Source organism: Myxococcus sp. CA056 (assembly GCF_013336715.1).
GTDB lineage: Bacteria > Myxococcota > Myxococcia > Myxococcales > Myxococcaceae > Myxococcus > Myxococcus llanfairpwllgwyngyllgogerychwyrndrobwllllantysiliogogogochensis.
Genome location: NZ_JABUMT010000009.1, coordinates 47158 through 69356, shown reverse-complemented (window position 1 = coordinate 69356; position 22199 = coordinate 47158). Strand labels below are relative to the sequence as shown.

The window sequence follows — 22199 nt, the reverse complement described above, 5'->3', positions numbered from 1 at the left end:
CACGCCCGCCCTTGTGTCGGGCTCCTTCCATGACTTTCTTTCGGCATGTCTCGCTTTTCATAAGACTTCCGTGAGGCCGTCTCGTTGATGCGTTGCATGGAGCGAGTACGGCTCCGGTCCGACGGGCAGGGGTTCGTCGGACCTCATCGACGGGGAGTACGGGTCATGCTGAAGAAGATGGTGGTTTCGTGGATTCTCCTGGTGGGCAGCACGACGCTGTTCGCCGCGTGTGACAGCGAGCAGAAGAAGGCGGAGGTCATCGACTCGCACGGCACCGGAACGGTGGTGCTGCTCATCGAGCGCGAGACGGGCGAGGGCCCCTATGTCGAGGGGACGCAGGAGCGCTTCAAGGTCACCGCCGCCGGTGAGGTCTTCAAGGCCGTGCGCTGGAGCGCCAACGCCGGCGTCGTCGCGGCCGAAGCCGAGCGCGTCACGTGGACGCTGCCGAAGGAGGGGACGGCGTCCCTGTCCGTCTCCGTGGAGACGGAGTCGGGGAAGACGGCCGAGGGCTCGTTCAACTTCAGCGTGGTGGCCTCCGCCGTCGTCGTCCCGGTGACGGGGGTGGACGCGGGGCCGGACGTGACGGGTGTGCTCTGCGAACTGGCCTTCGACAACGCCGGCAAGGGGCACCTCGTCTACACGAACGAGACCCACCGGGGGCTGTGGTACGCGACCTGGGACGGCACGACGTGGACGACGGAGCAGATTGATGGCCCGGGCTTCAACAACGGCGGCACCTACGTGCTGAACTGGAACATCGCCCTGACGCTGGACGTGGCGAGCGGGACGCCGCACGTCGTCTATCTCAAGGGGCCGGGCCTGCCCGGCACGACGGCGGCCAACTGGCGGATGAACTACGCCACGCGCGTCAATGGCAGCTGGGTTCGCGAGGAAGTCGAACCCACCAACCGCACGTCCTATACGCGGGTGAGCGTCGCGCTCAATCCCAACCAGGGCCTGCAGCCCACCGTCGTCTTCAGCGATGGCTCGGCCGGGACGGGAGTCCGCGTCGCCACCCGGACGGCGCCGGGCACCTGGGGCATCGCGCAGCACAACATGTCGATCCTCATGGGCGACGTCAACTTCGACGCCTCGGGCACGCTGTACATCCCGTCCAATGCGAACTCCAGCTCGGATACCTACGTGAGCGTGAGGCCCGGCGCGGCCACCGACCGCACCCGTCTGGACGGTGTGACGCTGGAGAACACGTTGTGGCTCTCCGCGGTCTGGGGGCCGAGCCAGCACCTGCTGCTCCTGTCCAGTGGCGGCGTCGACGGCGCGAGGAGCGCCCTGCAGGACATCACGGTGAAGGCGCCCATCACGTCCAGCACCCTGGCCACCTCGCCGGTCGACTTCGAGAACGACTCGAACGACATGACCTACGGCGGAGGCAAGGTCTTCATCGCCCAGCGCCATGGGACGAAGCTGGAGCTCATCACCCCGGATGCGCGGGGCTTCTGGACCTATACCCAACTGGGCACGGTGCAGGAGGGTTCACGTCCGAGCGTGGCGGTCCGCCCGACGGACAGCACGCCGCACGTCTGCTACCAGCGCGACGGCAAGGTGAGCTTCCAGTAGCAGGCCCCGCCTTCACGCCTGTCCGGCGCCAGCCTCGACCGAGGGCTGGCGCGTCGGGGCCTTGGTGTCACGGACGCGCTCGCCGCTCAGGCGCGGGTGCTCATCCCCGGGCCGCCCGTCGTCGGCAGTCTCGTCATGGGAATCTGGAGGGTGAAGGTCGAGCCGCGTCCCAGCTGACTCTCTACCTGGATGCTCCCGCCATGGGCCTCGACAATCTGGTGGGTGATGAAGAGGCCCAGTCCCATGCCGCCGTAGTTGCGCTCGGAGACGGCGCGCACGAAGCGCTCGAAGATGCGGTGCTGCTGCGTGGGGGCGATGCCGATGCCCTCGTCCTGCACGGTGAGCACCACGGTGGTGTCGTCGGCGCTCAGGCTCAGGCGGATGGGCTTGCCCGCGCCGTACTTGATGGCGTTGGTGACCAGGTTCGTCACGGCCTGGTCCATCCGCCGCCGGTCCCACATCCCCTCCAGGCTGGTGGGGAGCTCGAGCTCCAGGCGACACCCCGCGGCGGCGGCCTGGGCCTCGTAGCGCGTGGTGACATCCCGCACCAGGGCGGACAGGTCCATGCGCGCCGGCTCCAGCGGGAGCCTGCCCACGTTGATGCGCGAGACATCCAGCAGGTCATCGATGAGGTCGGCGAGCTTGCGCACCTGACCGCTCGCCGCGGCGAGCTCCCGGGCCAGTCGTCCGTCCGCCACGAGCGCCTCGGGGTTGCTCTCGGCGGTGCGGCGCATGGCGGACAGCTTCAGCTGGAGGGGCGTGAGCGGCGTCTTCAGCTCGTGTGAGGCCACGGACAGGAACTCGTCGCGGGCGTGCAGGGCCTCGCGCAGCCGCTCCATCTCTCGCGTCTCCTCGGCGTGCTTGCGCTGGGTGAAGTCCCGCGTCACCTTGCCGAAGCCGCGCAGCTCTCCCGTCTCATCGAAGAGGGCGGTGATGACGACGTTGGCCCAGAACCGCGTCCCGTCCTTGCGGATGCGCCAGCCCTCGTCCTCGAACCGGCCCAGCCGGATGGCGGACTCCAGCTCCCACTCGGGCTTGCCCCAGGCGACGTCCTCGGGCGGGTAGAAGCGGCTGAAGTGCTGGCCCAGGATTTCCTCGGCCAGGTAGCCCTTGATGCGCTCCGCCCCCAGGTTCCAGCTCGCGATGTAGCCGCGCACGTCCAGCGTCAGGATGGCGTAGTCCGTGACGCTCGAGATGAGCAGACGGAGCTGGTCCTCCGTGTCCCGACGGGAGTGTTCACCTCTCGAGTAGGTGATGGCTCCGTTACCGGAGTTCAGAAGGTGGTCGTGGTTGTCGCCCAAGGTGCCCCGCTTCCAGCCACCTAGGAGAACACGCAATTGTCGCCATGCAAGCGGCTGTCTCACCCTTTCGTCCAGTAGACGAAGGCGCCACCTTCCCCCAGTGGCGATGGGCGGGGCGGAAGCCTCCCTGCCCGGCGGTGTGGGCCGGGACAGGGCGTACGGGCAGGCAGGGGGCCTGACTTCCGGAGGGCGCGCGCGTCGCCCAGGTCAGCTCACGGCGCCTTCGCTGAAGGCCCGCTCGATGAGGGCCTTCATCGGAGCGTGGGCGGGCAGGGTCCCGAAGCAGTTGCCGTGCGCGCCTCCGAGCCGGGACTCGCAGAAGGCATCGGCGACCTGGCTGTTGCCGGCGCGCAGCAGCAGGGAGGCCTGGAGCGCCAGGGCGAGCCGCTCCACGACGAAGCGCGAGCGCGTCTCCAGCGTGGCGGTGTCCGAGAAGTCCTTGGCGATGCGCGCCAGCTCCGCGTCGAGCGCGGGGTGGCCGCCCTGGGCCGCCATCAGCTCCTGGAACAGGGCCTCGCGGCTGGCGGGCTCTCGGGTGGCCGCGCGCAGCACGTCCAGGCACTGGATGTTGCCGCTGCCCTCCCAGATGGAGTTCAGGGGCGCCTGCCGGTACAGCCGCGCCAGGTTGGACTCCTCGACGTAGCCGGCGCCGCCCAGGCACTCCTGCGCCTCGTTGACGAAGGTGGGGGCGCGCTTGCACACCCAGTACTTGCCCACGGCGGTGGCCATGCGCGCGAAGGCGGCCTCGCGCTCGTCGCGGTGGCTTGCGTCCACGGCGCGGGACACGCGCGCCGTCAGCACGGTGTGGGCCTCCGACTCGAGCGCCAGGTCCGCGAGCACGTTCATCATCAGCGGCTGTTCGATGAGCCGCCGGCCGAACGCCTTGCGGTGCCGCGCGTGGTGGATGGCCTGCACGAGCGCCTGACGCATCAGGCTGCTGGAGCCAATCATGCAGTCCTGCCGCGTGAGGGCCACCATCTCCAGGATGGTCGCCACGCCCCGGCCTTCCTCGCCGACCATGAAGGCCACCGCGCCCTGGAACTCCACCTCCGAGCTGGCGTTGCTCCAGTCGCCCAGCTTGTCCTTGAGCCGCTGGATGCGGATGGCGTTGCGCGTGCCCTCCGGCGTGAAGCGCGGCAGCAGGAAGCACGACAGGCCGCCCTCGGCCTGGGCCAGGACGAAGAAGGCGTCGCTCATGGGCGCGGAGAAGAAGAACTTGTGCCCCACGAGCGCGTAGGGATTGCCCGGCCCCTTCGCGCCCAGTTGGTGCGCGCGCGTGCTGTTGCTGCGCACGTCGGAGCCGCCCTGCTTCTCCGTCATGCCCATGCCGATGGTGACGCCCTTCTTCTGCTCGGAGGGCTGGAAGCGCGAGTCGTACGTGGTGGACGTGACGAGCGGCAGCCACTTCTCCGCGAGCCCCGCGTGTGCCCGGAACGTGGGCACGCACGCGTACGTCATCGTCAGCGGACAGCTGGTCCCCTGGTCGGCCTGGTTGTGCAGATAGGAGAGCGCCATCCGCGCGACGTGGGCACCGACCGTCTTCTCGTGTCGCCACGCGAAGTTGGGGATGCCGTGGGCGACGGCCGCCTCCATGATGCGGTGGTAGGCCGGATGGAACTCCACCTCGTCCAGCCGGTTGCCATAGCGGTCGAAGGGCTTGAACTTCGGCTTGTTCTCGTTGGCGGTGAAGCCCAGTTGCATCAATTCGCCGCCCGCGAGCGGGCCGTACTTCGCGATGTCCGCCTCCGCCCAGCCTCCGCCTTCGCGTGCCACGGCCTCGCGCAGCGGGAGGTCTGTCTTCCAGGCATCGTACACCAGGGGGGGCGCCTGATTGGTGACTTCATGGGTGACGAAGGTCGTCGCGATGGGGTCGGAAGAACTCATGGTGCGAGGATAGGCGAGCGGCCCAGGCTCCGCGAGCGCAACGTCCGCGCCGGAGCGCCTCCCCGGGCGCATGCCCTGCGTCCCAGCGGCTCCTGGCGACTCGCACGCCCGCGCGAGCACGGGGCCATGGAGCGCCGCTCGCGGGTCAGAAGGTCACTGTCACCACCAGCGTGTCGGAGTAGCTGCCCGCCGGCACGCTCTGCTGGGCGGGGACGCGGCCATGGATGGGGACGGTGATGTCCTGGCCCAGCAAGGGGAGGACCGGCCCATAGCGGGACGTGCCGGACAGTCCATTGCCCCAGATGCTCAGGCGGGTGGCGTCCAGGTAGAGGTTGTAGACGAGGGTTCTGGAGGACGGGCCCTGCATGCGCCGGAACGCGTAGTTGTTGGAGCCACCCTGGCTCAGGTCGATGGTGACAGGGGTGAGCTGGATGAGGCTGCACCGGAAGGTGATGCTCCCCGTGGTGTCGAGCGGCAGCGTGGAGGTGGGGGTGTAGTTGAGGAAGCGCAGGCCCACCACGTTGCGAATCTCACACGAAGCCCGGGCGCTCGCGGAGAGCAGCCCGCACAGGCCCGCCAGCATGAGCGCCAGGTCACCGCGCATCCTCATCCACGCACCTCACCGTTCCCAGGTCGATGACCTCGCCCGCCAGGGATGGGACGTCCAGCGTCGCGGCGCAACGTCCCCCGGGGTAGATGACGGTGGCCGTGTGTTTGCCGGCGGGGAGGTCCACCAGCTCGAACTCGCCATTCCTGCCCACGGGGGAGCTGACGCGCGCACCCGCGACGTCGACTTGAAGCTCGCCATGCGCGGGTGTCCGCCGGGCCGTGTCGTCGGCGAGCACCAGCCGGCCTCGGAACGCGCGCACCCTGTCCACCTGGAAGTCGAGCACCACGCCGCCGCGCCGCCACGGCGCCACCAGCTTCTGCGTCGTCCTGAGATAGACCTCCAGCGGCAGGTCCTCGTCCGTCAGCGACAGTCGGTTGGCCCCGTAGGACTGGAGCCGCGTCACCATCAGCTCACCGCGCGAGTCCGTCCGGCCGATGAGGTGGTTGTCGAGCCTCACGCCGATGCCCTCCACGCCCTCCACGCGCACCAGCGCATACCCCTGGTCCACCGCGCGGGTGGGGCGAACGCGGCCCCCGAGCGCCACCAGCCCCCCGGAGACCTCGGCCGCGGCCACCAGCACGCCCTGGCGCCACTCCAGGCCGCCCGAGGCGCGGCCCACGTTCGTCTCGTAGTCGACGCGGCCGAGGGCCTGGTGGTGAAGGCCCGTCTGTCCCTGGACCTGGAAGCCCAGTCCGCCTTCCACGGGGACACCGCGTGAGACATCCACCGAGGTGATGCCGCCTCCCCGGTTCTGGATGTGGCCCAGCGAGCCCGTCGTCCTCGGGTCGAGGATGGCGTTCAGGGACACCATGCCTTCCAGCGTGGAGGGGCCCAGGAGCAACTGGCCTCGGCTGGCGGAGAACGAAATCAGGGTCCGCTCGGTCAGTTGCGCGGAGGTGGATGCGCTCAACCAGGTGGACCAGCCGCGTGTCCTCCAGCGCGTCACCAGCGCCTGTCCGCCCACGCTCACCCGACGGCCCAGCGCGACGAAGAGGTTGCCCCCCGACTCCACCAACGGGTGCGCCGTGTCCGGGGCGAGGCTGCTGTGCGCATAACGCGCGCTCATCGCCCGGCCGAAGACCGACCCTCCCAGCCACCGCCCCTGGACGGACCAGGCCGCGCCGGCCGCCACGCCGGTGTGTCGCTCGGAGCGACTCACGGCCTGGGACACCTCCAGCTCTCCGAGCGGCAGCTGGAACCACTGCACCGCGCCGGTGCTCAAGAGGTCCGGTGAAATTTCCAGCCGCACGCCCGGCGTCAACCAGGGCGTCACGCCCATGCGGAAGGTGCCCAGCAGCAGCGGTCGTCCGTAGTCGAAGCTGCGCGTGCCGGGCGACTCCCGCTCGACGCCCAGCGACAGGTGGTAGTCCGCCACGCCGGGCGACAGCAATTGCGCGCCCAGCGAGTACGACGCATCCACCTCGCTGACGCGTCCGAAGGCATCGCGCACCACGTAGCGCGCGGTGCCTTCGCCCCGGGGCACGGTGAGGTTCTCCAGCCGGTAGGGGCCCGGTGGCAGCTCGGTGCGGCGCACCAGCCGGTTGTTGACGTAGATCTCCAGGGTGGAGGGCGTGGTGACGTCGCCCGCGAGGTCCTGCACGGGGTTGCGCACGAAGTAGGGGTTGAGCTCGAAGGAGCGCATGACGTGCAGGCCCGCCACCACCGCGCCTCCGCCGAGCACGCCGCCCAGGCCGGTGGCCTCACCCGCGAGGGCGCGCACCATGACCTCCGGAAAATCCACCGACAGTTGGGTCAGTCCGCGCAGCGGTGTCGTGCCAGGACTCCACCGCCCCTGGGTGGTCAACAGGCCCCGGCCCACCGACGCGCCGACCTCGCCGAACAGCGCCAGCCGCGTGTTGCGCAGGTGCGCGGCGTAGTTGATGAACCCGCTCGGGCTGCCGGTGACGGCGTAGCCTTCGGGGGGCGCGGTGCCCAGGTCGATGCGCGTCGGTACGAAGGCGGTGGAAGGCAGCTCGCAGTGCAGGGAGGTGGTGCGCTCGTCGAGTTCGAACCGGCCCCGGGGTGCCAGGGATTGCAGCGAGACATAATCCTGACCCTCGATGCGCTCGAGGCGCGCCCCCAGCCGCGTCAGGTCGACCCCGTTCGCCTCCAGTGTGGCCGCGGGCAGCAGCACGTCCGTGCCTCTCACCAGCGGGAAGACGTCACCTCGGGGGACGCCGTTCAGCGTGAACTCCACCACGATGGGAACCACGCGCTCGGGCTCGTCCGAGGACGCGCGCCAGGGCACCAGGCTGAAGGCGCACGCCAGCGCCAGGGCCAGCGCGCCCCGGGCCGCCGACTTCTGGAATCGGCTCATGGCGACGGCGTGGGTCCACAGGGCGCGGCGGCGGTGACGGGGGCGCTGTGGCGGAACACGCCCCGGTCCGTCTCCACCTCCACTTCCAGCGAGCGGATCCGCTGGCAGTGCTCGGCGGAGGTGTCGAGCGCGAACACCTGCGAGCCGCCCGGCAGCACGTACCAGCCCACCTGGTCCTTCTCCACCAGTCGCTGGCCCTGGGCATCCAGGCCGCGCACCCGCGTCTGACGGATGAAGAAGTTCACCGTGCCCGGGTTCCTCACGCGGAAGTGGAACCGGGACTGGCGCAGGTCCACGTCCTCGACGCGGCCCTGGACGTCCTTGTGCCTGGGCGCGACGAACACGGGGAGGGAGACGCGGGTGAGAATCTTCAGGCCCATGGAGGGTTGAGCCGGCGCGAGCGGAGGCAGCTCCTCGACGATGAGTCGGAAGGAGCGCTCCGTGTCTCGCGGCGCCGAGGAAATGCCCACCCGGATGGGGCGGGATTCCCCCGGCTCCAGCGTCAGCATCGACGGGAAGAAGAACAGCTCCCGCGTCGGCTCCAACGTCATGCGCCCTTCTTCATCCTGGACCCAGGTGTGGACCGAGGCCTGGAAGCGCGTGGTCTCCGTGCCCTGGTTTCTCACGGTGACCACCACGCCCCGGGCTCCGGTCTCCAGCTCGAGCCGGACGGGATTGACCTCGAGCGACGCGGCGTGTCCCGTCCCGGGAAGGACCCCGCTCAGGACGGCCATCAATCCCAGACATCGGGACCAGGCGGAAGGACGGAGGCGCATGAGAGGGAGGTCTTTCCGTTAGAAGGTGATGGTGGCGACGACGGTGTCGTTGTAGGTGCCGGAGGGAACGTTCTGTCCCCTGGGCACGGTGCCGAAGACCGTCACCGGCGTGGACAGCCCCGTGCCGATGTACGGCAGGCCCGTGCCGGGCGTGTTGCCCCAGACCACCAGTCGCGTCAGGTCCTGGTACAGCGAATAGGACAGGTAGTCGGTGGACGTCGTGTGCAGCATCCGGCGCAGCGGCACCGCATCCGTGGAGCCCGTGTTGGCGTGCGCGCCCTGGCCCAGCGTGACGACCGCGGTGCTCAGCAGGGTGCACTGCACCGTCAGCGTCCCGGTGCCGAGAAGGTCCACGCCCGCGCTGCCGTTGAGGAGCACCGGGTCGTAGTTGCCGAAGTTGAGCGAGCCGGCGTTGATGCTGCACGCGGAGTTCACCGTGGCCGTCACCGTCAGGTTGGCGGTGGCGGTGGCCGCGTCTGCGGGAGACGCGACGGCGAGGGAGGCCGCGACGGCGGTCGCGGCAATGGCACTCTTCAGGGTTTTCATGTGGACAGCTCCAGCTGCGAGAAGACCGGTGCATCCCGGTTGGCGTCTGGCCATTGCAGACTGGGCGCCAACCTCGTGGGCGCCAAGGCGGCCAGACTGGTGGCCCCCGCTCACCGCACGCTTGATGCGTGTGCTGGGTGGCAGACCCGGAGCCGCGCCAGCCGGGGCATTCACTGCGAGGCGCTCACCTGTCCATGGAGGGCATCCCCTCGGTCCAGCGGCCAACAGGGCCTGGGCCGAGGGGAGGTCTCCGGTGCGGGGCCGAGGAGGCTGTCGGCTACCCACTCAGGGTGGTGCGTTTCCCCGGGCTAGGGGAGGAAGGCGCCCTTCACCGCGTCGAGTGGAGGGTTGGCTCCCGTCACGGGGTTGGTGCAGCCCTGGTTGAGGGTCCAGATGATGGTGCCGCCGAAGCCGTTGGCGCGCGCATAGGCGCCCTTGGCGGCAATCGCTTGCGGCGAGTCATAGGAAATCCAGCGCACGGTGCCATCCACCACGGGCGTGGCGAAGGTGACGTAGCTGGACTGCGCCACGGAGTCCCAGTGGTACACCCCACCCGTGGCGGTCAACGCGAGGATGCGCCCGTAGGTGAAGTCATTGTCGCTGCCCACGTAGTCGGACCAGTCCGTGTAGGGCTGATACGGGCCGGTGATGTTGCGCCAGGCCATTCCATAGAAGGGCAACCCCATGCCCAGCTTCGCCTTCGGGATTCCCGCGGCCACCCAGGCATTCAGGCTGGACGCCACCGAGGTGGGGTGGGTGCCCGACTCTCCCGTCAGGGCGGAGGAGTACCAGGAGGTCCACCCGCCCCACGGCCCCGTCATCTCGTAGGACATGACGTTTATCTGGTCCAGGTAGGGCACCAGGTTTAGGAACCACGGGTCGGCGTCCTCGGGGAAGTTGGAGTTGATCCAGTTGATGGGGAAGGTGAGGAGCATGCCGGGACGGGCCGTTCGCAGCTCTCGCACCAGCGCGAGCAGGAAGGGCTTGTCGGCGGCCTCCACCGGCTCCCAGTCGATATCCAGGCCGTCGTAGCCAAAGCTGTCCATGGCGGCCAGGAGGTTGCTCACGAAGCGGGCGCGGTTGGCATTGGAGGCGGCGCCCACCCAGCCGTCATGCTCGCCGGAGCCTCCCACCATGATGATGGCCTTGCGGTTGGCCGCGTGGGCCCGCGTGGAGAGGGTGCGGGCGATGGCGGGGCCGTTGTCATTGTCGAACTGGGTGTTCACCGTGCCGTCGGGATTGGGAGTGACGCGGCCGACCACGATGTGGGTCATCGCGCTGAAGTCGACCTTCTCCGGAGGATAGAGGTCCGCGTTCCAGCCGGTGTAGTAGCCCGACACCCAGAGCCCGCTGGCCGGTGCGGGGGTGACCCTGACGGGAGCCGACGCGGACTGCGTGGGGTCCGCGACGCTGGTGGCCACCACGTGGTACGTGCCTGGCGTCCTGGGCGCGGTGTAGCGGCCCGAGGTGGTGATGGAGCCGCCCGCCGCGCCCTCGAGGACGGACCAGGTCACCGCCGTGTTCGTGCTCCCCGTCACCGTGGCGATGAAGGTCCGGGAGGTTCCGGCCGTCATCGAGAGGGAGGCGGGGTTGAGGGAGACCACCACGGGGGACGGGATGCGCAGTCCCTCCGCGCGCAGCGAGTCGAAGTAGAGCGTGGGCAGCGTCACCCCGCGCCCTTCCTGGAGCACGAGTCCCTTGATTCGCGCACCCGGGGTGACGAGGGCGGAGAACGGCACGGTGCACGTCACCCAGGTGTTGGCCAGGATGCGTCCCCCGGTGCAGCGCGGCCCCAGCTCCGTGCCGGTCGTCAGCGTGTCGTCGGCGTAGGCCCTGACGCGCACCACCGCGCCCGTCCCCGCCGTGCCTCCGTGGACGCGCAGGACGAAGGTGGCTCCCGCGTCGGCGACGTGCGGCGACGTGTAGAAGTACAGGGCCTCCTCGCTGCGCATCGTCGCGGAGATGGAATACTGCCCCTCCGCGACGGGCGAGGTGGCCCTGAGTGAATGCGTCGCCCAGGAGTAGTCGAACCAGGGCGACTCCATGGCATCGCGGTAGATCCAGTTCGTGGCGAACGTGTCGGAGTTCGCGGGGGCTTGTGGCTCCTGCTCCGTCGCGCTCGCGCCCCAGGCCCACAGCAAGGCCATCCCCAAGGATACCCAACCCACCCACCTCTTCATGTGTGCTCCTCTCGAGACCGGCCGGGCACCGCGCTCGCGCAAGGCGTGGCGGAAGTCCGGGGCTCGAAGCCTGTCCGGGATGGACGGGCCACGCGGCAAGCTGGGGTGAGCAGCCCGTGTCAGCAACGCCCGCCTGTCCCCGAGGGGGCTCGCGAGGAGACACTGCGCAAGGGAATTGGAGGAAAGGACTAGTACCAATCCCTTACATGCTCAGAAGCGTCTCGGTACGAGGGCTCCGGGTACGAGGAGCCGGGGCACAAGCAGGGCGATGACGGGGCAGCCCGGCGGGCTCCGGTACCCGCGCTCCAGCTGCATGGACGGCTGGACCTGCGCGGGCGGCCCCCGCGGCTCGCGCACGTCCGCTCCGCGCGGGGGCTTCTGGAGGCGGGGTGTCAGGGCTGTCTCGGGTGTATCGAGCCCCAGGGGTTGGGCGCCCGTCGGCCACGGTCCTGGCGGACCCTGTGTCTGGGATTGAGCCGGATGGGTGCGAGGGCGTCCGGAGGGGCTGACCTGCTTCACGTGGAGCCGTGGCGCGTCCTGGTGGATTGGCCCTAACATCCCAGGCGAGTCGCGGTGGAGGCGTGCGGGCTCGGATGCGGCTGTCATGGCGGCTGGGGGTGGTTCGAGATGAGCAAGCTGGCCCCGGGCAGGCTGCTGGAGGCGGAGGAGCCGCTCGCCTCGGGCTCGCTCGTGGAAGGCTTTCGCGTGCTGAAGCTGCTCGGCGAGGGCGCTTCGGGCAGGGTGTATCTCGCGCAGGACCTGGCGCTGGGGCGACACATCGCGCTCAAGTTCCTGCGGCCGGAGCTGCTGGGGCCCCAGAGCGCGGAGCGGCTCCTGGAAGAGGCGCGCACCACGGCCCGCTTCAACCACCCCCACATCGTCACCGTGCACGCGGCGGGTGTGTATCAGGGCCAACCCTTTCTGGCCTTGGAGTACCTGGAGGGCGAGACGTTGCGCGAGCGGATGTCTCGGGAGCGGATGTCGCCGGGGGAGGTGCTGCGCGTGGGGCGCGCCATCGCGGACGCGCTCGCGGAGGCGCACCGTCATGGCATCGTCCACGCGGACCTCAAGCCGGAGAACATCCTCCTGCCGAGGGACGGGCGGCTGCGCGTGGTCGACTTCGGGCTCGCCCGTCACGCGGGCACCTCCGCGGGCGCGGCGTCCGGAACCCCCGCGTACATGTCGCCCGAGCGCTGGAGGGGGACCCCGCCCGCGCCGGCGATGGACCTCTGGTCGCTGGGAGTGATTCTCCACGAGCTGCTGGATGGCCGCCGCCCGGTGGACGACGCGAGTCTCCCCGCGTTCGCCTTCACGCCGCGCCCGCTCCCGGGCCCGACGCCGGAGCTCGCCGGAGCGGCGCTCGTGAAGGACTGTCTCTCGCTGGCGCCGGAGGCCCGGCCGACGGCGGAGTCTCTGGCGAGAGCGCTGACGGACTTGCTGGAGCCGGCCCGGAGGCAACTGGAGGCAGACCCCGAGCGGCATCCGTTCCGGGGGCTGCGGGCCTTCACGGAGGGAGACGCGGAGGACTTCTCGGGCCGGGAGGCGGAGGTGGCGGCGCTCGTCGAGCGGCTGCGGCAGGCGGCTCCGGTGGTGCTGACGGGCCCTTCGGGTATCGGCAAGAGCTCGCTCGTGCATGCGGGCCTGGTGCCGCGACTGCGGCAGATGGCGAGCTGGGAGGTGGTCGCCTTTCGTCCTGGCCCGCGTCCCCTCCATCGGTTGACGGAGGTCCTGTCGCTGGACGCGGGAGTCGCGCGGACGCTGGTCCTGACCCCCGGGGCCATCGTGGAGTTGCTGCGGGCGCGCGCTCCGGCGCCCGCGCTGTTGTTGGTGGATGCGTTCGAGGAGGTCTTCACCCTGGGGGCGGCGGAGGAGGCGATGGCCCTGGTGCGGTGCCTGTTCGCGGTGGCGTCCGCGGGCATCGGGTGGCGGGTGCTGGTGGTGCTGCGTGATGACTACCTGGGGCAGTTCGCCCGGGTGGAGCACCTGGGGGCCTTTCTCGGCAATGCGTTCGTGGTGGGGCCGTTGTCGCCCTCGGCGCTGGTGGAGGCCGTCACTGGTCCCTTGCGTCGCGCGGGCCATGCCACGGACGAGCCCGGGCTGGTCGAGCGCATCGTCGCGGATGTCCGTGCCCAGCCCGCGGGCCTGCCGCTCTTGCAGGCCACCTGTTCGGCGCTGTGGGAGCGCAGGGACAAGGAGCGGCGTCTGCTGCGCGCGGCCGTGTACGAGGAGCTGGGCGGCGTGGCGGGGGCCCTGGCGGCGCAGGGACGTCAATTGCTGGGACAGCTCCCGGCGGATGACATCCACACGGTGCGACTGCTCCTGCTTCAATTGCTCACGCCCGAGGGGACCCGACGCCCTCGGGTGCGCGAGGAGTTGTTGGAGGAGCTGGGCGTGGGCGCGGGGAGGGTGCTCGACTCGTTGCTCGCGCACCGGCTGGTGGTCGCCTCCCGCGACGTGCGCAATGACGGGGCGCTGGTGGAGCTGGCGCACGAGGCCCTGGCCACGGCGTGGCCGGAGCTGGCGCGCTGGCGGCAGGAGTCTCGTGATGAGCACCTGCTCGTCACGGAAATCGACCAGGCCGCGGAGCTGTGGCATCGGCGCGGACGCCGGGACGAGGAGACGTGGGGCGGTGATGCGCTGGGGCAGGTGTTGCGGCGGGTGGCGGACTGGAAGGTGCCGCTCGCCAGTCGCTCGCGCGCGTTCCTTGACGCCGGGCGCAAGCGGGAGCAGGGGCACGTCCAGCGGCGCCGGGTGGGGATTGCCGTGGTGGTGCTGCTGCTCGTGCTCGCCACGGGGGTGGGCACGTCGGTGGTGTTCGCGTTCCAGCAGAACCAGCAGGAGACCGCGCGCCAGCAGCGGGAGATGCGGCTCATGGCCGCGGACATGGGGGACTTCGACCTGGTGCTGGAGTTCTTCGACTTCGATGCGCGCACCCTGACGTGGACCCGTGCGCCCGTCACCGCGCCCGTGCGGTGGGCGCTGGAGCTGAGCCCGGAGGCACGGCCGGACGAGCTGCCCATGAAGGGGGCACCTCCCGAGGGACGGGTGGATGAGCAGGGAGCCTGGCGCGAGCGCGTGGAGGCGCCCTCGCGGGCCGCGTGGCTCACCGTGGAGCGAGGGGACTGTCCTCCTTCGCGGATACGCCTCCTGCGACTTCCCGGCTACGCGCAGCGGGCCCGCCGAGAGGAGCTGCGGCTGCCGGTGCCGACCTGCGCCACGTCCCGGGCCGGGCAGGTGCTCGTCCCGGCGGGCGGATACTGGAGGCCCGAGCTGTCGCTGAAGGAGGAGGCGCGCTTCGAGATAGGCGCGTTCTCGATGGACAGGACGGAGGCCACCAACGCGGAGTTTCGGCTGTTCCAGGAGCGAATCCTTCCGCTCATGGGCGGAGCGCGGGAGGCCGCCCCCGCCCATCCGGACTATGAGCCGGCGAACCTGCCGAGGATTCCCGTCACCGGAATCGACGCCGGGGTGGCGGAGGCCTATTGCCACTTCATGGGCAAGGAGTTGCCGACCTACGACGAGTGGTCGAAGGCGGGGCGGGGCGGGGAGGTCCTCGACGCGAAGGGCGAGGTGCCCAATCCCGCGCCCCGTCGTCGGACTGTCTGGGGTGACGACCGGACGGTGCCGCCCGCCAACCTGTATGGGAAGGATGCCTTCGCCACGTTCGCCCCCGTGGGCTCGTTCCCGGAGGACCGCAGCCCCTATGGAATCATGGACCTCGCGGGCAACGTGGCGGAGTGGACGGCGACCATCGCCACGGAAGGTGACTACCCGGGCTTCCGCATGGTTGCGGGTGGGCGCTGGGACGCGCCGCCCGAAACGCGGCAGCACTGGCTCTTCTGGGCCAACCACCTTCCTTCGCGTCGCTTCGAGTTCGGCATTGGCACCCGCTGCGTGGAGCGGGTGCCTGCTCCCTGACGGCTTTCACACGGCGGTGCGCTGGGGACGGTAGATGCGGTGCGGCACGGCGTTGCCCCGGTATGCGACGACCAGCGAACTCCACACCGGATTGGCGTCGTGCATCTGCTTGAGCTGGCGCAGCATGCGGGACTGGAGGGCGCTCAGGTCCGCGCCGGGCGTCAGTCCGGAGACCATGGCGGCGGCGACGAGGTGCGCTGCATAGGTGCCTTCGGTCAGGTCCGTGGGCAGGCCCGGAGGTCCGTGCAGCAGTCCTCGCGCGAGTCGTTGGACGCGCGCCTCGTCCGTGTCGCGCCAGTTCTGGATTTGTCCCAGGGCATGCCCCTCCAGCGCGGCGGCGCGGTGCGTGACGAGCACCTCCGCGACGGCCCCGGCGGAGTGCTTCGCGAGCTCGCGGCTCACGGAGACGCCCTCGACGACGATGCGCTGCCCATTCACATCCGCATCCACCTCCCGTTCGATGAATCCCGCCCAGTGGGCCCGGTTGGCGAACAGGAGCTTGTCGACGGTGGCCGCGGCGAGGTACCCGCGCAGCACGTCCGCGGGGTGGGAGTCGTCGGACGGGCCGTCGCGGCGCAGCACCGGGCCACCACCCCAGGCGGCGTTGAGGCCCCGGAAGTAGCCCAGCAGTCCGATGCCCGACGTGGGGCCCATGTTGAGGATGCCGAGGACGTCCGCCGCCGTCTCGTCGATGCGGTCGGCCCAGTAGGTCGCGAGCGAGGGATACGTGTCCTTGAGCTTGTCATGGACGGCGTTGGACAGCTCCGCCGACAGCCCCGAGTCGGCATCCAGGATGTCGTGCCCCGCGGCCTCGTGCGGGAGCGCGGCCCACGCCAGCAATCCCTGATGCGCATTCGCGGGCGGCAGGCTGACCACACCCGCCATCAACCCGAGCACGCTCGAGGTGGCATCCACCGGCCAGGTGTACGGACCGGAGTCAGGACTGCCCCATTTCACCAGCGGCGGCAGGATTCCCTGGTCCGGCGGGGAGACACCCCGGCGACTCTCCGCGCTGAGGAATCCATCGAAGAGGTCGCTGACGACCTCCTGGAATGCATCCGTGGCGAGGAGCTCATAGCGCTCCGCGTTCTGGAGGACGGCGTGGGTGGCATCGAGCAGGAGGCCCGCGACGCCCGTGCGCCTCGGGTCCTGTTGGAGCAACTGGGCGAAGCGCGTGGCCCCCATCTCACCCAGCTTGTTGAGGAGGGGTTGATAGAAGGTGTCGCGATACGCGCCGGGAAGCGTGTCGCGCGCGGCGGAGAGGCGGCTGAACAGCTCCTGGTAGTTCGACGGCTCGCGGGGGCCGGGCTCTCCCATCAGTGCCGCGTCGCGCGCGTCCTCGACGAGTGCGGGCAGGTTGTGGGGCTCCCCAGGCGAGAAGACCGCGGGACCGTCAAGTGGCCCGCCAGGGGGCTCCGCCGGCATACGACGCGGGGACAAGGACGAGACAGGGACCTTCTTGGGTCGTGACATGGGTTCCTCGGGTGAAAGGTCCCCTGCTCATGGGGACAGGTGGACTCCGAGTTCCTGTCAGAGCAATCACCATGCCTTGACGAAGGTCGGGACGATGCAGACGTATGGCCAAGGAAGGGTTGAGAGTGTTTGTCCACTGTGTTGGACAACGCGCGACCTGCTTGTCAAATCCCGTTGACGTTCGCGACACCTCTTCCGCCGCGTGTCGCTCTCACGGTGTGACTGGCGCGCCCCCTGCAATGTCTGCCGGTGCCCATGACCTCCGACTGGCCCACCAGCATTGCCGTGCATCGACTGGGTGATATGTTGACAGACATGGTCACCCTCGAGGCCCGCTTTGCCCGCGAGCGAGATCTCTATCTCGCGGTGCTCCGAGTCCTGGATGCGCCGAGTCCCCTTCAACCCCTTCAAGATGTGCTGACCTGTCTGGTCGAGCTGGCGGATGCCCAGCGCGCGGGCCTGGAGCTGTATGGAGAAAGCTCCGTGGCGCGTCGTGAGTGGTCGCTGTTCCATGGTTGCTCGGAGCTGGAGCGCGAGGAGATCCGGGCGTTGACGTCGCGCGGAATCGTCGCCTCGACGATTGCGGCCGGCAAGTCGGTGCACACGGCGCATGCGTTGCTGGATGCGCGCTTCGCCAGCTCGGCCAGCGTCAAGGCGCAGCGCCTGGAGGCGGTGCTCTGTGTACCCCTGGGTGGGCGACTGCCGGGGGTGCTCTATCTGGAGGGAAAGCGCGGCGCGGGGCCGTTCTCGGAGGGGCTGGTGCAGCTGGCGGAGTCGGTGGCCCACTTCCTGGGCACGGCGTCCGAGCGGGCGCTGCTCCAGAGAGGGGGCGACAAGGAGGACCCGACGCGCCCCTTCCGGGAGCGCTTCCAACTGGAGGACATCATCGGCAGGAGTCCGGGGCTGGCGCATGTGTTCGCCCAGCTCGCCGTCGCGGCGCCGCTGGATGTGACGGTGATGATTGGGGGGCCGTCCGGCACGGGGAAGACGCAGCTGGCGCAGGCGCTCCACGTCAACAGCAAGCGCAGGTTGGGGCCCTTCGTGGAACTCAACTGCGCGGCTGTCCCGGAGGGGCTCTTCGAGAGTGAGTTCTTCGGTGCCTTCCCAGGAGCCTTCCCGGGAGCGCGGCGGACGGTCGGCAAGGTGGAGGCGGCGGAAGGGGGGACGCTCTTCCTCGATGAAATCGCGGAGATTCCCCTGGCCGCGCAGGCCAAGCTGCTCCAGTTGTTGCAGTCGCGGCAGTACTTCCCGCTGGCCAGCCCCAAGGCGTTCAAGGCGAATGTCCGGCTGGTGGCCGCGAGCAATGCCAACCTGGAGCAGTTGGTCCGTGAGCGGCGCTTCCGCGAGGACCTGTTCTACCGCCTCAATGTCTTGTCGGTGCGCATGCCGGCGCTCGCCGAGCGGCGAGAGGACATTGTCCCGCTGGTGGAGGCGTTGGTGGAGCGGTTGGCGGAGGAGAATGGGTTGCCGCGCCTGCGACCCTCACCGGCCTGTTTCGCGGCGTGCGAGCTGGCGGAGTGGCCGGGCAATGTGAGACAGCTCCGGCATCGGCTGGAGGCCGCGCTCATTCGCGCCAGCGCGGAGGCGGCCTCGTTCCTGGAGCCACGCCACCTGTTCGAGGGCATGGAGGCGCAGGGGATGGCGCCAGTGTCCTTCCACGAGGCGACCCGCCGTTTTCAACGAGACCTGCTTCGCCGCGAACTGGATGCCACTGATTGGTGTGTGTCCGATGTGGCGCAGCGGCTCGACCTGACCCGTCAGCATATCTACAACTTGATGAAGGCATTCGGCCTGACGAGGGATTCCCAGTCGCCTGAAAGTTGAAGGTCTCACCCGCAGTCCCCTGGAGTGTCTCATGCCGAGTACGCCGTTTTTCGGGCAGTCGACCATCAAGCCGCAGACTTCCGCCGCGGACCTGGAGTTCTGGTGGATGCCGGAGGTGAACGGCATCGGCTGGGGGTATCGCGCGTACAAGGTCCAGGTGAAGAGTCTGGACCCGAGGCGCTTCACGTTCGACCTGGTGGCGATGGAGCCGGGCGTCCCCACCCTGGTGGGGTTGGAGGTCGACCTCTTCAATGCCTCGCACGTGTGGCCCGGAGCACCCTCCACCGCCGTGAATGCTCAGCCGGGTCAGTTCGGCTACCTGTTGTTGACGGAGAAATACCTGTCGAGCCAGCAGGTCAGCAGCCTCGACGCGTACTCGGATGGTCGGGGCAAATGGCCCTTCGCCGCGGATTTGTCGAAGCGGCGGCGGGAAGGGGCCTCTCGAGGCAATGAGGTGATGCGTTCTGTCTCGGCGCTTCTCCAGGTGCTGTCGAACGAGCAGGAAGAAGGGTGAGAGGCCCGTCATGCATCTGACCATCATTGCCTATGCGTCTCGGCTCGACTGGGACATCGAGCGTGCTGTCTTCCGGGTGGACGGAAGGAGCGACCCACTGCGGAGGTTCGCGCGTTGCCAGGAGCGAAGCCAGCTCCAGTGGATCGTGAACGAGGTGGTCAACGAGTCCAACCAGAAGGTGGCGAGACTGGACATCTTCGGCCACGGGAAGTCCGGGACGTTGACGCTGGGAGATCAGGGGCAGGAGGTGGTGACCCAGCACGAGGCGAGCTGGGACCTATTTCCTGACCTGAAGACGGATGACCTTCTTACCGACAACGCAGAGGTGCGGCTGCTGGGCTGCGATACCGGGACGCTCGCGGAGGGCCGAGCGGTTCTCGAAGGGCTCGAGGCGAAACTGTCGAAGGGGGGCAAGACGCGGACGGTCTGGGGCAGTCTCGCCTCGATTGCTCACTCCGACTTTGGACCCGAGGGGTTCCGGGAGGAGGTCGCCAGCAAGTTCCTGAGGACCGCCAGCAGGATGAGTGCATCCGAGACAGGGGTGCGGCGCTTGGGGGGCATCGCCGAGAACGCCGCGGTGAATGTCCAGGGCGTCATGCAGTTGCTCCCGCCGGGCTACGTTCTGGATGGGCTCGAGGACATGCCCGCTGGCATCGTCGACGAGCGATTCCCTGTCAATGACCTGATTGTCACCCTCTGCGTGGATAGACGGGTCGTCGCCATCAAGTCGAAGTCATCGAATCGAATCGCGGTCTATCGGTGGACGGCCGGCTCGCAAGCTCCGAGTTGTGAGCAGATCACGGCTCACCTGCTTTCCCACTGAGCATCGAGTCGTCGCAGGTTCCGTGTTTCTCTTCTGAGTTTCTGTCTGGAATTGTCGCGTCGGGCGAGGCCTGTCGTGAGGCGCTTCGCGCGTCCGAGAGAAGTGTGTCCCGGTCGTGCCTGATTAATTCGCGCCCGTCGAGGTCCGGCGGGCGCTGCATTTCGATGAGCGCAGGGGGATATATGAGATATGTGATGTGGTCTGGCTTGCTCCTGTGGTTCGGCTTGGCGCCGACGGTGGTCTTGGCTCAATCCCCGGCTCCGCCGACGCCCAGAAAGGCAGCCGTGCAGGCGGGCCTCAATGTGGAATCCCAAGCGAAGAGCCACGCGGACTCCCCGGTGGCCTATGGGTGGGTGAAGCCGCTGGCGTATCCAAGGAGCGCCGATGCCTATTTTGGCGAGGATGCGCCGAAAGTGGCGGAGTATCTGTCTTTCACCGGGGTGTCCGAGTCAGGGTTCAGTGTCGCCGCGAAGCTGCTCAGTTTTCGAGTGTTCCCCAATCTTCAGCTGAGCTTGCATGCCGCGATGACCTCGACGAGAACCCCGTCCAGCGGCACCGGGCCGGACGAAAAGACCGCCAAGGAAGGTAATCTCGAGAATTTCATTCAGGCTGGAGGGAATGCGACGATGTTGGCGGAGCTGCCAATGGTGGCCTATGTGTCCGCGGTCGACGATTCCGAGGGGGTGCAGAATATCGCGGTGCTGAGCTTCATGCCCTCTATCAACATGGACATTGCTCCACTGGGAGCCCCACAGGGGAATGGAGTGAGGGTTGGCCAGCTTGGGTTTCGCCTCTTCGGACAGAAGGCAGCCATCGAGGATGCCAACATCGCAGTGTTTGGCGACATCTGGATGGGTGGCTTGAAGGGAACGCCCGAGTTTTTTGGAGCCATCGGGCAGCCCGGACGTAACTCGGCGCTCTATGGCAGGGCAATCGTGGGGGTGGTCGTCCTGAAAAAGGTCCGGTTGAATTTGACCAAGGTTTTCATGGGCCCCCACGGGATGCGCACGCCCTGGATTGTCTCCGTCGCCGCTGCTCAGTAGTTGCCCACCCGCGAGTGATGAACTCGGTCACCCCGTCACCGCAGCAGTGAGCGCGCGGTGGGCTCCAGCACGAGTGACTCAGGTGCGGCTTTCAGGTGCTTGAGCAGGGCGGGGCGCACGGTGTCGTTCCAGCGCCGTGAGTTCGCGAGTCGTTCGACATGGGCGAGGTATTTCTCCCGACTCGCGAACACGGTGAACGCGACGAGCACATGTTCGCCCTCGCGCACGGGGAGGGCCGGGAAGGTGTTCGGGGCGTACTCCATCTGGAGCAGGGCGAGCGGCGCGCCGCCCGTCTCACTCAGGACGGGCACGAGCTGTTGCTCGACGAAGCGCAGGAACGCGGAGTCCACGGGAGCGTCACGATGGAGAATCGTGACGACGACGACGGAGTTCGGGGTCGGGTGGTTCCCCTTGTCGGGTCTGGGGGCGCCCGGCGGGGGGAACCCCCGACTTCCGGTGACGGGGCGCAACAGCAGGACATTGCTCGAGTCCTGCATCGTCGCGTTGGCCGCCTCCCGGTGTGCCTTCCACACGGGCCCACCGTAGAACCGCTTCAAGGTCTGCTCGCGAGACACCATGTCCGGGAAGCCGCGCAGCCAGACGAAGCGCTCGGGCCGCACCGAGTCCCGGAACTGTCCCACCAGGTGCGCGCCTTGGTCCTCCTGACTCTCGACGAACTCACGCTCGAACAGGTCGATGAGCACATCGCGCTGTCCCGGGTGCAGCGTGTACTGCCGCAGCTCCAGCACGGCACAGCAATCACGAGAGGCAGGTTTCACGGCGGTGGCTCCTGACGGTGGCGTTGGTGGGAGCGCACTCGCCTTCCACGTGAGCAAGAGCAGGAGCGTGAAGAGCTGGCGTCGCATCGGGCCTCCGGTAGTGGGTATCGGAGGCACCGTACGCGCCCACTAGGACAGTTCCGGTCCTGATTCGGACCGTGACGCCCCCCTTCGTCTCAAGGCACGTAGGCGATGCAGTCGATCTCCACGAGCAGCCCGGCCTCTGGGAGCGCGGCCGCTTGCACGGTGGTGCGGGCGGGGCGGTGCCCGGCGAACACGCGCTCGTAGACAGCGTTCATCCGGGAGAAGTCCTTCATGTCGACGAGGAACACGCCGCAGCGCAGGACGTGCTGGAGGCTGGAGCCACCCGCCAGCAGGATGCGCTCCAGGTTGCGGAGGACCTGCTCCGTCTGCGCCTCGATTCCCTCGGCCTGCTTCCCGGTGGCTGGGTCCGTCGCGGCCTGTCCGGAGACGAAGAGCAGCGAGTCCAGCCGCATGCCCGGGGAGTAGGGACCCACGGGCTTCGGCAGTCCAGGCGCGGTGACGGGCTCGTGCTTCGTCGCGGTCATGTGTCCCTCCAGGAGGCCCAACGGGGCCCGCAGCCTGCCATCCTGCTCGGGAGGATGACCAGCC

16 protein-coding genes are annotated in these 22199 nt (G+C 68.8%); 6 read left to right on the top strand and 10 right to left on the bottom strand.

What is annotated here, in order from left to right:
• The first annotated feature begins 165 nt into the window (after positions 1–165).
• Entirely contained in the window at positions 166–1578 is a 1413-nt protein-coding gene (locus HUA76_RS29780; protein ID WP_174462736.1) for a hypothetical protein, read from the top strand.
• A gap of 86 nt (positions 1579–1664) precedes the next feature.
• Here the strand turns inward: HUA76_RS29780 and HUA76_RS29775 are convergent, their stop codons facing one another.
• The 7 genes from HUA76_RS29775 to HUA76_RS29745 all read right to left on the bottom strand — a co-directional run bounded on the left by HUA76_RS29775 (position 1665) and on the right by HUA76_RS29745 (position 11192).
• Positions 1665–2915, bottom strand: a complete 1251-nt coding sequence (locus HUA76_RS29775) for a HAMP domain-containing sensor histidine kinase (protein WP_217440407.1) — start codon at positions 2913–2915, stop codon at positions 1665–1667.
• Between the two features lie 171 nt (positions 2916–3086).
• Positions 3087–4763, bottom strand: coding sequence for an isovaleryl-CoA dehydrogenase (locus HUA76_RS29770; protein ID WP_141645243.1), 1677 nt, complete (start codon positions 4761–4763; stop codon positions 3087–3089).
• Between the two features lie 145 nt (positions 4764–4908).
• A complete protein-coding gene (locus tag HUA76_RS29765) occupies positions 4909–5373 on the bottom strand; it encodes a spore coat U domain-containing protein (RefSeq protein ID WP_174456403.1) in 465 nt (154 codons plus the stop codon).
• Positions 5357–7690, bottom strand: coding sequence for a fimbria/pilus outer membrane usher protein (locus tag HUA76_RS29760; RefSeq protein WP_174462734.1), 2334 nt, complete (start codon positions 7688–7690; stop codon positions 5357–5359). The genes HUA76_RS29765 and HUA76_RS29760 overlap by 17 nt, the downstream gene beginning before the upstream one ends.
• Positions 7687–8466, bottom strand: a complete 780-nt coding sequence (locus HUA76_RS29755) for a molecular chaperone (protein WP_174462733.1) — start codon at positions 8464–8466, stop codon at positions 7687–7689. The genes HUA76_RS29760 and HUA76_RS29755 overlap by 4 nt, the downstream gene beginning before the upstream one ends.
• A gap of 18 nt (positions 8467–8484) precedes the next feature.
• Positions 8485–9012, bottom strand: a complete 528-nt coding sequence (pru, locus tag HUA76_RS29750) for a fruiting body spore coat protein U (RefSeq protein ID WP_174462732.1) — start codon at positions 9010–9012, stop codon at positions 8485–8487.
• A gap of 308 nt (positions 9013–9320) precedes the next feature.
• Entirely contained in the window at positions 9321–11192 is a 1872-nt protein-coding gene (locus HUA76_RS29745; RefSeq protein ID WP_174456399.1) for a glycoside hydrolase family 18 protein, read from the bottom strand.
• Positions 11193–11819: 627 nt separating this feature from the next.
• Here HUA76_RS29745 and HUA76_RS29740 point away from each other — a divergent pair.
• Complete coding sequence (locus HUA76_RS29740; RefSeq protein WP_174462731.1) at positions 11820–15110, top strand: bifunctional serine/threonine-protein kinase/formylglycine-generating enzyme family protein; 3291 nt, start codon at positions 11820–11822, stop codon at positions 15108–15110.
• Between the two features lie 6 nt (positions 15111–15116).
• On the opposite strand, the gene HUA76_RS29735 is transcribed toward HUA76_RS29740, so the two are convergent.
• Entirely contained in the window at positions 15117–16583 is a 1467-nt protein-coding gene (locus HUA76_RS29735) for a hypothetical protein (RefSeq protein ID WP_217440406.1), read from the bottom strand.
• A gap of 315 nt (positions 16584–16898) precedes the next feature.
• Here HUA76_RS29735 and HUA76_RS29730 point away from each other — a divergent pair, with 315 nt between their 5' ends.
• The 4 genes from HUA76_RS29730 to HUA76_RS29715 all read left to right on the top strand — a co-directional run bounded on the left by HUA76_RS29730 (position 16899) and on the right by HUA76_RS29715 (position 20787).
• Entirely contained in the window at positions 16899–18407 is a 1509-nt protein-coding gene (locus tag HUA76_RS29730) for a sigma-54-dependent Fis family transcriptional regulator (protein ID WP_254614570.1), read from the top strand.
• A 31-nt stretch (positions 18408–18438) separates the two neighbouring features.
• Entirely contained in the window at positions 18439–18921 is a 483-nt protein-coding gene (locus tag HUA76_RS29725; RefSeq protein WP_174456396.1) for a hypothetical protein, read from the top strand.
• Between the two features lie 10 nt (positions 18922–18931).
• Positions 18932–19744, top strand: coding sequence for a DUF4347 domain-containing protein (locus tag HUA76_RS29720; protein ID WP_174462730.1), 813 nt, complete (start codon positions 18932–18934; stop codon positions 19742–19744).
• A 182-nt stretch (positions 19745–19926) separates the two neighbouring features.
• Positions 19927–20787 carry a hypothetical protein gene (locus HUA76_RS29715; protein ID WP_217440405.1) on the top strand — a complete coding sequence of 287 codons (861 nt, stop codon included), beginning with the start codon at positions 19927–19929 and terminating at the stop codon, positions 20785–20787.
• 35 nt (positions 20788–20822) lie between these two features.
• Here HUA76_RS29715 and HUA76_RS29710 read toward each other — a convergent pair whose 3' ends face one another.
• Together HUA76_RS29710 and HUA76_RS29705 are read right to left on the bottom strand one after the other, a co-directional pair.
• Entirely contained in the window at positions 20823–21566 is a 744-nt protein-coding gene (locus tag HUA76_RS29710) for an NIPSNAP family protein (protein ID WP_371823533.1), read from the bottom strand.
• A gap of 176 nt (positions 21567–21742) precedes the next feature.
• Positions 21743–22135, bottom strand: a complete 393-nt coding sequence (locus tag HUA76_RS29705; protein WP_141641494.1) for a RidA family protein — start codon at positions 22133–22135, stop codon at positions 21743–21745.
• Between the last annotated feature and the right edge of the window lie 64 nt (positions 22136–22199).